Here is a 12,975-nt window from a genome sequence, read left to right on the forward strand (position 1 = left end):
CAGGCATGGACGCCCGCCCCCCGCTCCTCGAGCTGCGCTCGGTCAGCAAGCACTTCGGCGGGGTGCTGGCACTGGTGGACGTGGACCTGACGGTGCGGGCCGGCGAAGTGGTTGCGCTCGTCGGAGACAACGCCGCTGGAAAGTCCACCCTGGCACGGATGATCTCCGGGGTCCACCAACCCGACGCGGGGCAGATCCTCCTCGGGGGCATCGAGGTGACCATCGCCTCGGCCCAGGCGGCATTCGCCATGGGTGTCGCGGCGGTGTTCCAGGAGTTCGCGCTCGCCGAGAATCTGGACGTCACCTCGAACATCTTCCTGGGGCGAGAGCTCAGCTCCGGTGGGCTGCTGGATGTCGACCGGATGGACGACCTCGCGCGGTCCTACCTCGCCCAGCTCAACGCCCGCATCCCAGATCTGCGCACTCCGCTCGTGCAGCTCTCGGCCGGCCAGCGGCAGAGCGTCGCCATCGCCCGCACTCTGGTGCGGCAGCCGCGGTTGGTGGTGCTCGACGAGCCGACGGCCTCGCTGTCGGTGGCCCAGACGGCGGAGGTGCTCAGCTACGTCGAACGGCTGCGCGACATGGGGCTGGGGGTCATCCTGATCAGCCACAACCTCTATGACGTGCGGGCCGTCGCAGACCGGATCGAGGTCCTCCGGCATGGGCGCAACAACGGCTCGTTCGACGCCGGGACCGCCAGCTACGAGGAAGTCCTCTCCGCGATCACGGGCGCGACGAGGCGGCGGGTGTCGCGGTGAGGGATGGCAGGGTGGCACGCCCCACCATGAAGGACGTCGCGGCCATTGCCGGCGTGGCCGTCACCACCGTCTCGCGGGTGATCAACCGGGATCCGAAGGTGGCCGAGGAGACTCGGGCACGGGTGTTGGCCGCCATCTCCGAACTCCACTACCAGCCGGACCTTCACGCCGGAAACCTGCGCCGTCGCGGCCGTACCAACACACTCGGGCTCCTGGTGGGCAACGTCGCCAACCCCTTCTCTGCCTCCCTGCATCGCGCCGTCGAGGACGTGGCACGCCCTCACCACGTGGCTGTCTTCGCCTCGAGCCTCGACGACGATTCCACCCGTGAGCGCGAGGCCGTCGAGGCGTTCCTGCGGCGCAGGGTCGACGGTCTCATCCTCACCACCATCGGCCGGGACCACTCCTACCTCGCCCGCGAGATGGACCGAGGGACCCCTGTCGTGTTCGTGGACCGCAGGCCCTCGGGTGTGGTGGCCGACACCGTGCTGTCGGACAACTACGCCGGCGCGAGGGTGGCGGTGGCACACCTCGCCGACCATGGCCATACACGCATCGCATTTCTGGGCGACAGCGAAGAGATCTTCACGGCCCGTGAACGGCGCCGAGGGTACCTCGACGAATGCCGCGACAGAGGGTTGCGGGTGGGACCCGGCCTGGTGGTGGGCGGCCTGGGCGACGAAGTGGCCGCCGCCAGAGCGGTGGCCGGCCTGTTGGCGTCGGCGGATCCGCCCACGGCGTTGTTCACCGCCCAGAACCTCATCACCATCGGCGCCGTCGAGGCGCTGAGCGCCGCGCAGAAGCTTGCGGCGGTGGGGCTGGTGGGATTCGACGACATCCCCATGGCGGCCTACCTGGCGGTGCCTGTGACGGTGGTGGCTCAGGATCCCAGCCTGATCGGACGCACGGCCGCCGAGCTGGTGTTCGGGAGGCTCGACGGGGACACCTCGGAGCCCCGGGAGATCGTGGTTCCCACCACACTCGTGCAGCGTGGCTCCGGAGAGGTGGCGCTCTAGCGTCTACTGGGTCACTTGGCCACGAACGAGGGGAGGAGTCCGTCCATGACCAGCCTCATCCCGAGACCGTGCGCCACGATGACGCCGATTCCAGCGGTGACGGCCACCAGCACGACGGCGAAGCAGAGATAGGCCACCACCCTGGCTGCCGGGTGCGGGACGTGATCAGTGGCGTCCGCGTCACCGCCCACCCCATAGGAGAGCGCACGGATACCGAGGGCGAAGATGGCAGGCAGGCCGGCCCCCAGGAGCAGACCCACCCACAGCACGTTCCAGGCGCCGCCCAGCGCCAGCCACAGGGTGTTCATGCGTTCGTTCCCTCCCGGTCCGGATCCTTGGTGTGGCTGGGCAGTACCCGGTCCGTCACCTGCTCCACCCACTCGTCATTGACGTTGCTGTGGTCCACCATCGAGCGGCGCGACCGGTGGTACATCCAGGCCGATGAAGCGAGCAGGACAAGGAAGACGACGATGGCCCCGGCGAGGCCTCCGATGGTGTGACCGATCAGCCACATCAGCGCCCCCACCAGCCCCGCCGAGGGCAGCGTGATCAGCCAGGCGATCCCCATCCGGCCGGCGATCCGCCAGTTGACGGTGGCGCCCTTCTTGCCGATGCCGGTACCGAGTATGGATCCGGTGGCGACGTGCGTGGTGGACAGGGCGAAGCCGAGATGACTGGAGACGAGGATGACCGCCGCCGACGAGGACTCCGCCGCCATGCCCTGGGGTGACTCGATCTCCACCAGGCCCTTTCCCAGGGTGCGGATGATCCGCCAGCCGCCCAGATAGGTGCCCAGCGCGATGGCGAGCGCACAGCTCAGCTTCACCCAGAAGGGCACTGCCTCCAGATCCGTCCAGGTCCCGGTGGCGATGAGTGCCAGGGTGATGACGCCCATCGTCTTCTGGGCGTCGTTGGTGCCGTGGGCGAGAGAGACCAGGGACGCGGAGCCGATCTGGCCCCAGCGGAAGCCGGACTCGCGGTACTTCGCAGCCACGCCGCGCGTGATCCTGAACACCAACCAGGTGCCGACAGTGGCCACGATCACCGCGACCACCGGCGACATCAGGGCCGGCAACACCACCTTGCCGATCACCCCGTCGAGCTTGGTCCCGTCCCCGGTCCACTTGACCCCCTGGACGCCTAGTCCGGCCATGGTGGCACCGACGAGGCCACCGAACAGGGCGTGTGAGGAACTCGAGGGAAGGCTGAATAGCCAGGTGAGGAGGTTCCACACGATGGCGCCGACGAGGCCTGAGAGGATGATCAGAAGGAGGGCTAGGCCCCCGTCGGCGATGAGCTCCGGCCTGGGTGCGCCGGTCTTGTCCTGGATGTTGACCACAGCGTTGGTGACCGTCAGTGCGACCTCGACCGAGAGGAATGCGCCCACCAGGTTCAGGACGGCCGACAGGGCGACGGCCGTTTTCGGCTTGAGGGCACCGGTTGCGATCGAGGTGGCCATGGCGTTTCCCGTGTCATGGAAACCATTGGTGAAGTCGAAGACCAGAGCGGTCACGACGACGAGCGTTAACACGATTAACTCGGGTGGCACGTGCCCAGTCTGCTACGCCGCGGCTCCTCCCGCGCAATCGGGGCATGTGAGCGAGCCTGAGGTTCATTTTTGACGCCTCCAGATGAACCTCAGGTGAATTCCCGGGGCCGCATGGCTGAATCTCTTCGTCGGTGGCCCGTCGTAGCATGACGCCCATGCCCAGACGCGCCCAACCCTCTTCCCGGCTCCGTGTGGCCGGCATCGAAACCACGGTGACGTACAAGCCCATCAAGACAATCCGGGTGCGGGTCCTTCCCCCGGACGCCCGGGTGGCCGTCTCGGCGCCCGTGGGGGTGTCGGAGGAGGCCGTTGAGGACTTCGTGCGGCGGCACAGCGCGTGGATCGTCGACGCGCAGGCACGGGTCAGGATGGCCGCGCCGGTGGCCGAGCCGCTTGTCGATGGCGGACGGGCCCGGGTCTGGGGGAGGTGGCATGAGCTGCGGACCGTGCCCGGGGTCACAGCCGGGGCCACGCTTGAGGCGGGAAGTGTTCTGCTCGGAGGGTCGGACGAGGAGGCCCGACGGCGCGGCCTCGAAGGGCTGTACCGGCGCGAGCTCGAGGCGGCGCTTCCAGGGCTCCGAGCCGAGTGGGAACCAAGGGTGGGCAGGTCCCCCTCGCTCATCCGTCTGCGGAGGATGACCACCAGATGGGGCACCTGCAACACGCGCAGCGCCGCGATCACCCTCAACGTCGCCCTCGCGGAGCATCCGCCGTCAGCGCTCGAGTATGTGCTGGTACACGAACTCGTCCACCTCCACGAGCGCGGACATGGGCCCGGGTTCGTCGCCTGGATGGACCGTCTCATCCCCGACTGGAGAGTCCGGCGGCGGTCGCTCCACGGCCGCGCTTGACCGGACAGGGAGTGCAACCGGAGCACCGGTCCCATGCGTAGGGAGGGTATGGATCGAGGAAAGGACCACCATGACCCGCTGCGCCCCTGAGGGTGTCATGTCCAGGCGTGACCTGGGGGGAGACTATGCTACCCGTGACGTGTTCGATCTTCCCCCTGCGAGGTGCACCGTGTTCAGCCCATCTGGCGCCCGGCGGGTCGCCGTCGGCATGATCGCCGCCGTGGCCCTGCTGTTGGCCGGTTGCGCACCCGGGGCGGTCTCTCCGGACGCCACACCACTCCCGGCGCCGAGCAGCCCCGTGGCCGAGCCCGTCCCGGCAACCCCGTCGGCGCCGGCACCCAGCCCGTCATTCTCGCCGGATCCGGTGCCCTCCATCACTGAACCGCCCACGCAGGAGACGGCCCCCCCGGCACCCCCGCCGCCCCCGGCACTGCTTGAGCTCAGCGACGAGGGCGACGATGTGCGTGACCTGCAGCACCGCCTTCTGCAGCTTGACTGGTTCTCCGGCAAGATCACGGGGGTCTACGCCGAGGACACCAGGCTCGCCATCGAGGGTTTCCAGGCCAAGCGCGGCATCCCCGTGACCGGTGCGGTGGATCAGGTGACGCTGGACAGACTTCATTCCATGACGCGCGAACCCACCCGGGACGAGATGTACAACGTGCTGACCCCCGGCCCCGCGATCTACGCCCAAGGCAGCAAGGGTGACGGCGTCAAGGACCTGCAGGCCAGGCTGAAGCAGATCGGCTGGTACTCGCCCAAGATCGACGGCATCTTCGGCGCGCAGACCCTGGAGGCGGTGAAGGGCTTCCAGGCCAAGCGCCAGATCCCCGTCACTGGGGAAGTGGATCAGCGCACCAAGGACCGGTTGTACGGCATGACCCGCAAGCCCACCGCGGACGAACTCAACAACGTGGTCCGCGCTGCAACGCCTTCGACGATGACGCTGGACGATCGCTGCCTGACCGGGCGCGTCATCTGCATCTCCAAGGCGCAGCGCCGCCTGGCGTGGGTGATCGACGGAACCATCGTCGACACCATGTCCGTGCGCTTCGGCTCAGAGCTGACTCCCACCCGCAACGGCGTCTTCTCGGTCTACTGGAAGTCGAAGAACCACGTCTCCAGCCTCTACGACACACCCATGCCCTACGCCCTGTTCTTCAGCGGCGGCCAGGCGGTCCACTACTCGGCGGACTTCGCGCGCAACGGCTACAACGGAGCCTCGCACGGTTGTGTCAACGTCCGGGACAAGTCAGCCGTGGCGGCGCTGTTCGACGCCGCCCGCGTCGGTGACAAGGTGGTTGTCTACGCATGAGGGTAGCGACCGCGGTCGTTGCGGAGCAGGACCGTGGTCGCACCCCGGCCTTCCTATGGGCCTGTAGTCTTCCAGCCACGATCGACTGAGAGGCCGCGCACGTGATCTGGCTAGCCATCGGGATGCAGGTTGTGTCCTCCTTCTTGTTCGCCAGCGGTGCCGTCCTGCAGAGCCTTGGGGTCAAGTCCACCTTCGATCCGTCGGGAACCGCGTCGTCGAACACGCTCACGTTCGCTGGGCTGCTGCGGTTGTTCAAGATCCGGAAGTGGCTGCTCGGGCTCCTGTTCGTCTTCTCCGGGGCGGCCATCCACCTGGTGGCGCTGTCATTCGCACCCGTGGCTGTAGTGCAGCCGGTGGGGATCCTGGCCGTGCCGTGGTCCGTGCTGCTCGCAGCCCGTATCCACAAGCACAAGCTGAGCCACAAGATGTGGATCGCTGTGGGCATCACTGTGGCCGGCGTCGTCGGCTTCACGGTCTTCTCGTCGCTCTTCGCCACCGGCGTCAAGCAGGTTGAGTTCGCCCCCATGTTCATCGCCTTCCTCGTGGTGTGCGCCATCTGCGGTGTGCTGTCCTACTTCGCGACAAAAGCGGCCCCGTGGGCGAAGGCCATGATGTGGTCCTCGGTTGGCGCCACCTTCTACGGCCTCGCCTCCGGGTTCATGAAGGCGGCGATGGATCTGGTCCTCAAGCACGGCCAGTCCTTCGCTGGTTTCGAAGTCGTCGCGACGGTGGCGATGATGCTGGCCTGCTACGGACTCGGGGTGTGGATGATCCAGCAGGGATATGCATCCGGGCCCGCGGAGATCACCGTGGGCACCATGACGACGGTGGACCCGTTCGTCGCCGTCCTCTTCGGGCTCATCGTGCTGGGAGAGGGCATCGGCATGGGCGTAGGCCCAGCCGTGGGAATGGCCGTCACGGGAGCCATCGCGGTCTACGGCGTGCTGCTGCTGTCCAAGGATCACCCGGACGCCATCGAGGAGCGGCGCGTGTTGGCCGAGGCCAGCGAGAACGCGCCCGCCTCGGACCCACCCATGAGCTAGTCCGACTACCGGATCGCTCCCTGAGGAGGGCCGCCCGCGCAGCGGCGTGGCCTGTCTCGAAGGGTCGTGACTTACCACCCTCACGCAGTTCGGTCATCAGGTGCGGTGAGCCGTGAGTCGATGCCAGGGCGGCCGTTGTCCATGGTCTCGATGTTTCGGCCAGCCGGGTCGGTGGTCGGGTGGTTGAGGCCGCCCGGGCATCGTCTCCCGTCTCCCCACGCTCGTCGGCTTGTGGCGTTGTCAGGTCCCGGTGCGGGCCGGCGGGGCGGCGTTGGGGGTGGGTCTGCTTGGGCGGGATGCCGGTTGGGTGGTCGTCGGGTTGGGCACCGCTGCGCAGTGCCGCCCTGCCGTCCCCCACCCTTGCTGTCGGGTGCGGGTTTTCGACCCCTCGAACGTCCTGCAGTCGCGTCGCGACGCGGGATCCCCTACCCGGCCGCTATCGGCAGGGCGTTGAGCGCCACGCGGCCCGACGGCGTGGCCAGCACGATGGTGGAATCCGCATTCGGCATGACGAAGAACACGTCGGCCTCGTACGGCACGCCGGCGCGGACGGTGAACGGGAAGGGATCCACCGGGTCGAACGCCTCGCGTGACTCGTTGGTGAAGGAGAAGAGGCCGAACTGGTACTCGCCCTCCTCCACCTCGACGCGGATCTTCAACGCCAACCCATCGTCGGTCCACTCGTGGCTCACGATCTCGAAGATCCCGTCGCCGTTGCCCTCGAAGGGAATGAAGTTGCCGGATCGGGTGGGCGACGGCTCAGCCGCGACGGAGGGGGTGGGGGAGGCCTCCGGGGCCGCAGCCGGATCTCCGCCGAGGAACTGCATGCCCAGGATGAGAGCCCCGATGAGGACGATCACGCCCACGACGATCCACAGTGTGGGACCGGGCGTGCGGGGCGGACGGACAGTGTCGGGGTCTGGGGGCGGCGCCGGTGGCTGACCGAACGGCTGGCGCGGATCGCGGCCCTGCACGTCGTGGAACTGTGTGGGGCGGTAGCCAGGATCCTGGTGGGACCACGGCGAGTTGTCCCGTCCCTCGCCCGGCGGCGGCCACTGCTGGTTGCTCATAGTGCTGCCAGCGTACCCAGAGCGGTTGTCCACAGTTCCGCTGACAGGTGGGAAACAACCCAGCGTCTTCCCGAGTAATGGACAATGAGCAGCACACCAGTTCTCCGCGGCACCACGCGTGCCGATCTTCTCGCCATGCCCGCCGTCCTGCTGGGCTTCCACCCCACTGACTCCTGCGTCATCCTGGCGTTGAGCGGCAAGTCCGTCGCCTTCTGCGCCCGCCTGGATCTCGACTGGTTCGTCTACCACTTCGACGACGTGGCGGATCAGATCATCAACGCCTCCTCCCAGGTGGAGGACTGCCGGTTCGTGCTGATCGGCTTCGGTGAGCCGGACGAGGCGGGTCTCGCCGTCACTGAGCTGGCATCAGTGGTGGGGGAGTCGCGGGTTATCGACGCCATGGTGACCAACGGGCAGACCACGTGGGTGCTGGACGCGGACCTGCAGGTGCACGAGATCGAGTGCCACACCAGCGCGCTCGAGGCGCAGGCCGTCTATGAAGGAGTCAGGATCTGCGCGGACCGGGAGGAAGCTGTGGCACCCGTCGAGCAGCACGTCCCGCTGCCGGATGCGGAGGTGGCGGCGGCGCAGACCCTGGTCCGCGCCTTGTCCCCGGAGGATGCGATGGACCTCCTTGCGGACCTGGCGGAGTCCGAGGAACGGCTCACCCCCACCGAGGCCTGCACCCTGGCTGTCCTGTTGGGAGACGAAGACCGGCTCGGCGCCTTGCTCACCCGCCTCAGCATCACGAACGCGGATGCCGTGTGGCCCAATCTGGTGGCGGCCCGTCGTGTCGCGCCCGAGGACGTGCAGGCGAACGTGATCTCGCTCCTGGGGATGGCGTCCTGGCTGAGCGGCCGGGGCGCTGCCCAGACCTCATGCCTTGAGCAGCTGGCGAGGTCAGATCCCCGGCATGCGGTGGCGAGCCTACTCAGGCGTCTCCACCAGTGCGGGATCCCGCCGCGTCGCTGGGACGAATGACCCCTCGGGGGCGCCGGCCCCCCGGGCGTGCCGTAGGGTTCTGCCATGCGTTTCGTCGTGTGTGGAGAAGCCCTGATCGATCTGATGCCGGAGGAGATGATCTCGCCGGCGGAGAGCCGTTGGATCGCCAGATCGGGTGGAGGTCCGTTCAATACAGCTGCCGCCCTCGCGCGCCTCGGCAAGGACACCAGATTCCTTGGTCGGCTGAGCACTGATGCGTTGGGGCGCCAGTTGCGCAGCCACCTCGAGCACGCGGGCGTGGACCTCGGGTTGGCCGTCCCCACGGAGGACCCCACCTCGCTCGCGGTCGTGTCCCTCGACGAGCAGGGCCGGGCCAGCTACCACTTCCACTTCGCGGGCACGTCCGCATTCAGCTGGAGGGCAGGCGAGCTGCCGGAGTTGGAGCACTCGGACTGGCTGCACTTCGGCTCCATCGGCGCCGTCATCGGCAGCGGCGCGAAGCACATCCTGGACTTCGTTCGCAGCACCGACGCCGCGGTGAGCTTCGATATCAACGTTCGGCCGTCCACCCTGCCGGACAGGGCAGAGTACTTCGGTCTCGTCTCAGACCTTCTGTCGGCCGTCGGCAAGAACGGTGGCATCGCCAAGGCCTCGGACGAGGACATCGCGTGGCTCGTCGACGACGATACGGATCCCTTGGGCTACGCGGAGGGATGGGTAGGGGAGTACGGGCTGTCAATGTTCATCGTCACGCTCGGCGCTGACGGCGTGGTGGCCGTCAAGCCGGACGGTCGCCGCATCCGCACACCTGGGCGTCGCATCGACGTGGTGGACACGTTGGGCGCCGGTGACACGTTCATGGCCGGCTTCCTGTCGGCCTACGCCGATGACCCGGGAGATGTGGAGGCGGCGCTGGCGCGCGGCGTTGCCGCGGCCGCGATCGTGTGCACCCGGAAGGGTGCCCAGCCGCCCACCGCCGCCGAAGTGGACGCCCTTCTCGCCTGAGGCAGCCACGATGCCTGGGTGCACGGTGGGTCCGGCTCAGGGCGGACGGGTATATTGAGCCACCGTGCCGCCAGGCGCAGTAGATGCCGATTGCAGGAGATGGTCGTGAGCCAAGAGGTGGGTCAGTACGACAGGGTCCAAGCCCAGGAGAAGTGGCAGGCCTTCTGGGAGGAGAACGGAACCTTCACCCCCCTCGACGACGGCAGCCGAGAGCGCCGCTACGTGCTGGACATGTTTCCTTATCCATCCGGTGACCTGCACATGGGACACGCCGAGGCGTACGCGATGGCAGACGTGCTGGCCCGCTACTGGCGCCTCAAGGGCTTTGACGTCATGCACCCGATCGGCTGGGACTCCTTCGGCCTGCCCGCCGAGAACGCCGCGATCAAAGCTGATGCCCATCCGGCCACCTGGACCTACAACAACATCGAGACCCAGGCCCGCTCCTTCAAACGCTACGGGCTCAGTTTCGACTGGTCCCGCCGGCTGCACACCTCGGACGAGGACTACTACAAGTGGACACAGTGGCTGTTCGCCCGCTTCTACGAGCGGGGACTGGCCTACCGGAAGGACTCGTTCGTCAACTGGTGCCCGACGGACCAGACTGTGCTGGCCAACGAGCAGGTTGTCGACGGCAGGTGCGAGCGCTGCAAGACGGAAGTCACCAAGCGCAAGCTGAACCAGTGGTATTTCAAGACCACGGCCTACGCGCAGCAGTTGCTCGACGATATGGCGCAGCTTGAGGGGGGCTGGCCGGATCACGTCCTGGCTATGCAGCGCAACTGGATCGGACGATCCGAGGGCGCGCACGTCCGGTTCATCGTCGAGGGGCGCGCGGAGCCCATCACGGTTTTCACCACGCGCCCCGACACCCTGTTCGGTGCCACCTTCATGGTGGTGGCGCCCGATGCGCCCCTCGCGGCCGATCTGGTCACCGACACCCAACGGGAGACCTTTGAGGCCTACCTGGAGAAGGTCAAGCGGGAGACCGAGATCGAGCGGCAGTCCACCGAGCGAGCCAAGACGGGTGTCTGGCTGGGGTGCCACGCCGTCAACCCCGTCAACGGCGAGCAGATTCCGATCTGGGCCGCCGACTATGTCCTGGCCGACTACGGCACAGGCGCCATCATGGCCGTGCCGGCGCACGACCAGCGGGACCTGGACTTCGCCCGGCAGTACGGGCTCCCGGTGCGCACCGTCATCGACGTCGACGGCACCGATCCGGCCCTCACCGGGGTCTCCACCAGCGGCGACGGCGCCTACATCAACTCGGGCACGTTGGACGGTCTGACGGACAAGGCCTCCGGCGTGGCGCGGATCATCGCGCAACTGGAGGCCGACGGTCTCGGCACGGGCACGGTGCAGTTCCGGCTCCGTGACTGGCTCCTGTCCCGCCAACGGTTCTGGGGCTGCCCCATCCCCGTGGTGCACTGTCCGTCGTGCGGGGAAGTGCCCGTCCCCGACGACCAGCTGCCGGTCCGCCTGCCGGACCTGCGGGGCGCCGCATTGGCGCCCAAGGGCACCTCCCCGCTGGCCTCGGCCACCGAATGGGTGTCCACGGAGTGCCCCCGCTGCGGCGGACCGGGACAGCGCGACACAGACACGATGGACACCTTCGTCGACTCATCGTGGTACTTCTTCCGCTATTGCTCCCCGGGCTACGACAAGGGCCCCTTCAACCCCGACGACGTTCGCCGCTGGATGCCGGTCGCGCAGTACGTCGGCGGCGTCGAACACGCGATCCTGCACCTGCTCTACATGCGCTTCTTCACCAAGGTGCTGCGCGACATGGGGTTGGTGGACTTCGACGAGCCGATGCTTCGCCTGCTCAATCAGGGCCAGGTCATCAACCAGGGCAAGGCGATGAGCAAGTCGCTGGGCAACGGCGTAGATCTCGGCAAGCAGATCGACGAGTTCGGTGTGGACGCTGTGCGCCTCACCATGGTGTTCGCGGGGCCCCCCGAGGACGACATCGACTGGGCTGACCTGTCTCCGGCCTCGAGCCTGAAGTTCCTGCAGCGTGCGCACCGCATCGCCGCAGACGTCGCCTCGGATCGTCGCGTCGATTTCGCGCTCGGCGACCCCGCGCTGCGCAAGGCGGTCCACAAGGCCATCACCGAGGTGTCGATGCTCCTGGAGTCCGGCCGGTTCAACGTGGCCGTGGCGCGCACCATGGAAGTGGTCAACGCCACCCGTAAAGCGATCGACGGAGCCCCTGGACCCGCAGACCCCGCCGTGCGCGAGGCCGCGGAGTTCGTGGCTCAATCGCTCAGCGTCGTCGCGCCCTACGTGGCGGAGGAAATGTGGGAGCTGCTGGGCCACGCGCCCTCCGTGGCCACCAGCACCTGGCCGACGGCGGACCCGAGCCTCACCGTCGACGACACGGTCACCATGGTGGTGCAGATCCAGGGCAAGATCCGCGCCAAGCTCGAGGTGCCCGCAGATATCACCGAGCAGGACGCGCTCGCGGCGGCGCTGGCGGACCCGGGCGTCCAGAGGTCCCTGGACGGCCGGGAGATCGCCAAGGTGATCCCCAGGCTCCCGAAGATGCTCAGCCTCGTCCCGCGCTGAGTTCTCCACAGGCGTGCACCCGGCCGAGAAACCGGCGGCTCCACGTGCGAACAAGGGGATATGGAGCCCCGAGACGCCGAAGAGTTGGCCAGGGCCCGGCTGGCCTACGTCAGTGCGGGTCGGCCCGCGCTGTGCGGGCCGCGGCGCGCGGCAGCAGAGCCCGTTCCAGAGCCCGTCGGCCCGCCCGCCCCACCGCCTCCGACGCCTGCGCCCCGGTCGACCGGGCTGCCGCCCCGACGCACCATCACCCTCAAGCATCTGTGGGTGGTGGCCATCCTGCTGTTGTGCGGAGTGGGAGTCGCCGTCGCGGCCTTGGCTCGGTCATCGGCCACCGAGGTGCCTCTCCCTTCCGTGTCGGTGGTCTCTTCCCCAGCGGCGCCGGTACCGAGCCCCAGCCCCACGCCCATGGTGCGCGTCCACGTGGCCGGGGCGGTGCTTCACCCGGGGGTCATCACGCTTCCTGAGGGCTCGATCGTCCAGGATGCGATCGAGGCGGCCGGCGGGCTCTTACCAGATGCGGATCCGGCGCAGCTGAATCTGGCTGCGCCGGTGAGCGAGGGGATGCAGGTGATCATCGGAACCTCCGGGGATCCCCAGGGCGAGCTCAACGGGGCCTCCGGCGCCATCGCGGGCGGAGGATCCCCAGGGGCTGTCGACCTCAACAGCGCGACGGTGGCCGAACTGGAGACCCTCCCCGGGGTGGGTCCAGTGATGGCGGGCGCCATCGTGGCGTGGAGGGAGGAGAACGGCCGATTCACGGCCGTCGAGGAGTTGCAGGAGGTCAGCGGGATCGGGCCTAAGACCTTCGAGAAGCTGAAACTGCTGGTCCGGGTCTAGCGCGAACGTGGTGCGCGC

Annotated in this window: 12 protein-coding genes; 9 read left to right on the top strand and 3 right to left on the bottom strand. The window is 68.0% G+C overall.

The genetic code is table 11. The annotated features are described in order from the left end of the window. The first annotated feature begins 5 nt into the window (after positions 1–5). Both H5398_RS07895 and H5398_RS07900 read left to right on the top strand, forming a co-directional pair. Positions 6–758 (top strand): ATP-binding cassette domain-containing protein, encoded by a 753-nt coding sequence (locus tag H5398_RS07895; RefSeq protein WP_220489249.1) that lies wholly within the window; start codon positions 6–8, stop codon positions 756–758. An 11-nt stretch (positions 759–769) separates the two neighbouring features. Further along, on the top strand, positions 770–1,774 hold the full coding sequence (locus tag H5398_RS07900; protein WP_220489250.1) for a LacI family DNA-binding transcriptional regulator: 1,005 nt from the start codon (positions 770–772) through the stop codon (positions 1,772–1,774). Positions 1,775–1,785: 11 nt separating this feature from the next. Here the strand turns inward: H5398_RS07900 and H5398_RS07905 are convergent, their stop codons facing one another. Next, the gene (locus H5398_RS07905) at positions 1,786–2,082 is read right to left on the bottom strand and encodes a hypothetical protein (RefSeq protein ID WP_182782967.1); all 297 of its coding nucleotides are present in this window, start codon (positions 2,080–2,082) and stop codon (positions 1,786–1,788) included. Further along, entirely contained in the window at positions 2,079–3,323 is a 1,245-nt protein-coding gene (locus H5398_RS07910; protein WP_182782966.1) for an inorganic phosphate transporter, read from the bottom strand. The genes H5398_RS07905 and H5398_RS07910 overlap by 4 nt, the downstream gene beginning before the upstream one ends. 155 nt (positions 3,324–3,478) lie before the next feature. Here H5398_RS07910 and H5398_RS07915 point away from each other — a divergent pair, with 155 nt between their 5' ends. The 3 genes from H5398_RS07915 to H5398_RS07925 all read left to right on the top strand — a co-directional run bounded on the left by H5398_RS07915 (position 3,479) and on the right by H5398_RS07925 (position 6,532). Beyond that, positions 3,479–4,174 (top strand): M48 family metallopeptidase, encoded by a 696-nt coding sequence (locus tag H5398_RS07915; RefSeq protein ID WP_182782965.1) that lies wholly within the window; start codon positions 3,479–3,481, stop codon positions 4,172–4,174. A 169-nt stretch (positions 4,175–4,343) separates the two neighbouring features. After that, a complete protein-coding gene (locus H5398_RS07920) occupies positions 4,344–5,489 on the top strand; it encodes a peptidoglycan-binding protein (RefSeq protein WP_370585742.1) in 1,146 nt (381 codons plus the stop codon). A 101-nt stretch (positions 5,490–5,590) separates the two neighbouring features. Next, positions 5,591–6,532, top strand: a complete 942-nt coding sequence (locus tag H5398_RS07925) for a hypothetical protein (protein ID WP_182782964.1) — start codon at positions 5,591–5,593, stop codon at positions 6,530–6,532. Positions 6,533–6,957: 425 nt separating this feature from the next. Here H5398_RS07925 and H5398_RS07930 read toward each other — a convergent pair whose 3' ends face one another. Then, a complete protein-coding gene (locus tag H5398_RS07930; RefSeq protein ID WP_182782963.1) occupies positions 6,958–7,602 on the bottom strand; it encodes a hypothetical protein in 645 nt (214 codons plus the stop codon). A gap of 84 nt (positions 7,603–7,686) precedes the next feature. Here H5398_RS07930 and H5398_RS07935 point away from each other — a divergent pair, with 84 nt between their 5' ends. The 4 genes from H5398_RS07935 to H5398_RS07950 all read left to right on the top strand — a co-directional run bounded on the left by H5398_RS07935 (position 7,687) and on the right by H5398_RS07950 (position 12,957). Further along, positions 7,687–8,583 (top strand): DUF4192 family protein, encoded by an 897-nt coding sequence (locus tag H5398_RS07935; RefSeq protein WP_182782962.1) that lies wholly within the window; start codon positions 7,687–7,689, stop codon positions 8,581–8,583. A 45-nt stretch (positions 8,584–8,628) separates the two neighbouring features. Next, entirely contained in the window at positions 8,629–9,549 is a 921-nt protein-coding gene (locus H5398_RS07940) for a carbohydrate kinase (protein ID WP_182799647.1), read from the top strand. Positions 9,550–9,654: 105 nt separating this feature from the next. Then, on the top strand, positions 9,655–12,120 hold the full coding sequence (gene leuS, locus H5398_RS07945) for a leucine--tRNA ligase (RefSeq protein ID WP_370585741.1): 2,466 nt from the start codon (positions 9,655–9,657) through the stop codon (positions 12,118–12,120). A 60-nt stretch (positions 12,121–12,180) separates the two neighbouring features. Beyond that, positions 12,181–12,957, top strand: a complete 777-nt coding sequence (locus H5398_RS07950) for a ComEA family DNA-binding protein (RefSeq protein ID WP_182799648.1) — start codon at positions 12,181–12,183, stop codon at positions 12,955–12,957. Positions 12,958–12,975 lie beyond the last annotated feature (18 nt).

This window comes from Tessaracoccus sp. MC1679 (assembly GCF_014164775.1).
Taxonomy (GTDB): domain Bacteria; phylum Actinomycetota; class Actinomycetes; order Propionibacteriales; family Propionibacteriaceae; genus Arachnia.